The following is a 1,813-nucleotide window of genomic DNA, read 5'->3' as shown; positions in this document are numbered from 1 at the left end:
CAGACGTTACAAAAGAAATGGTCGTCTGCGTATGATATCGTCGTCCGACCGAAAGGCGGTCAGATGACGACGGAATCAAATAATTTACTCGAACCGAATTATCTCAATGGGATCAATGGTGGGATTTCGTTTAAACAATATCAACAAATCAAACAAATGAATGAGGTTGATATTGCAGCCCCGGTCGCTGTCATGGGATACGCTAATATCGGCATCTCGATTCCAAATCAAATCCACTTTCCGGACGAGCCTGGTATTTATCGACTGAGTAATTCACATTATGGTGCTGGTGGATTTTCGAAAGAACTCATCGCACAGGATGGTGCCTACTTTTCAACTATGGAAGAGCCGCTCGTTCCTCCGAATACGCGATTGATCCATCTTCAAGATCCGAAAGGTTTTTCATCCATACAACCCTTTACCTATAGTCTTATCGTCGGAATCGATCCGGAGGCGGAAGCGCAACTCGTCGGTTTGGATAAGAGCATCCTGAATCAAAAGAAGTTTCGTTACTTCAACCAGGAGGATGTCCCCTCAGCCAGCAAGAAGAGTTCCAATGAATTCAATATCCCGGTATTGATTAATCCAAAATCCTTCAATACGGGATATAGTCAATTTAAGTTAGAACAAGTTAACGTCGATCTGAAAACGAAACAAGCACGCGACACATTATATCAACGACTTGCTCAATCGAACGCTCCTCAACCTCTCGATCAAGAAAAACGAAAGATCATCCAAGACATTAAAGTCGATGCTTCTAAAGTCGAGACCGCTTTTTTTGATTCCCTACTCGGTCAAAAAACTAAGGTACTTCCGCATTCGGAAGCAAATACTAACGCTCAACTCGTCGCCCAGACAGGCTCATTGACTTATCAAACGGTGAAGAGTCCGTTCCCTACACGATGGGAGAATGCTTATGAAGTACACACAGCACCTACTGCATTCAAAAATGCTATATTACCATCCTCTTATCTTCCGAAGCGTGGCTTCCGGACGGTAGATTCTTATGAAATAAAAATGAAAAAATCGGATGGATCTACTTTTAAGTCAATGAATCCTTATCTGACGTTTAATGTCGTCGGTTTGTATGATCCGAACAAGATCAATGTCTCCAAAGATCCATTAAACGAATTACCGATGGAGACCTATCGACCATCGGCTGCGAGTATCGTACTTGACTCAAAAAATGAACCGGTCAATCCTGCCCAACCGATCAACACGACCGGGAATCCAATTGGTCTGTTGACGAACTCTCCAAACGTTCTTACGACAGTCGATAGTGTCCAAAAGGTGATGGGCGATCAATCGATTTCATCGATCCGGTTAAAAGTAAAGGGTGCTTCTTCTGTCGGTGAACAATCCGATAAAACCTTACAACGTATCAAGTCGGAAATCGAACGAGAGACTGGTCTCATCGCTACGATCACCAAAGGTTCCTCTCCTCAACCCGTCGTTACGAAGGTTGTCGATGACGGGAAGACGCTCGGTTGGATCGAACAACCATGGATCCACATCGGTGCTGCGATCACGATCTTCCGTGAGACGAGCGTCGGGTTCTCAGGTGTCATCTTTGCGATGCTCGCCGTCGCCGTCGTCTATGTCCTCGCGACGAGTTATGTCTCGATGCTCGCCCGCCGGAAAGAGTTCGCTGTTTTACTCGCACTCGGATGGCGGACGAAGGATCTCTACAAAATCGTTTTGATCGAGGCGGCGATTCTCGCTGGATTCGTCTCGACGGTCGCTTTGATTGTTGAAGGAATCTTCTCATATGTCCGTAATGAAGCGATGAACGGCTGGAGCCTTCTTTGGATCG

Annotated in this window: 1 protein-coding gene; it reads left to right on the top strand. The window is 45.6% G+C overall.

Annotation, left to right across the window (positions count from 1 at the left end):
- The coding region (locus F8N00_RS17780) for an FtsX-like permease family protein (RefSeq protein ID WP_421018721.1) at positions 1-1,813 on the top strand (1,813 nt) is incomplete at both ends.

The sequence above is a fragment of the Exiguobacterium sp. A1_3_1 genome, from assembly GCF_048985645.1.
In the GTDB taxonomy this organism is placed as follows: domain Bacteria; phylum Bacillota; class Bacilli; order Exiguobacteriales; family Exiguobacteriaceae; genus Exiguobacterium_A; species Exiguobacterium_A indicum.
This window is presented reverse-complemented; position numbering and strand designations above follow the sequence as displayed.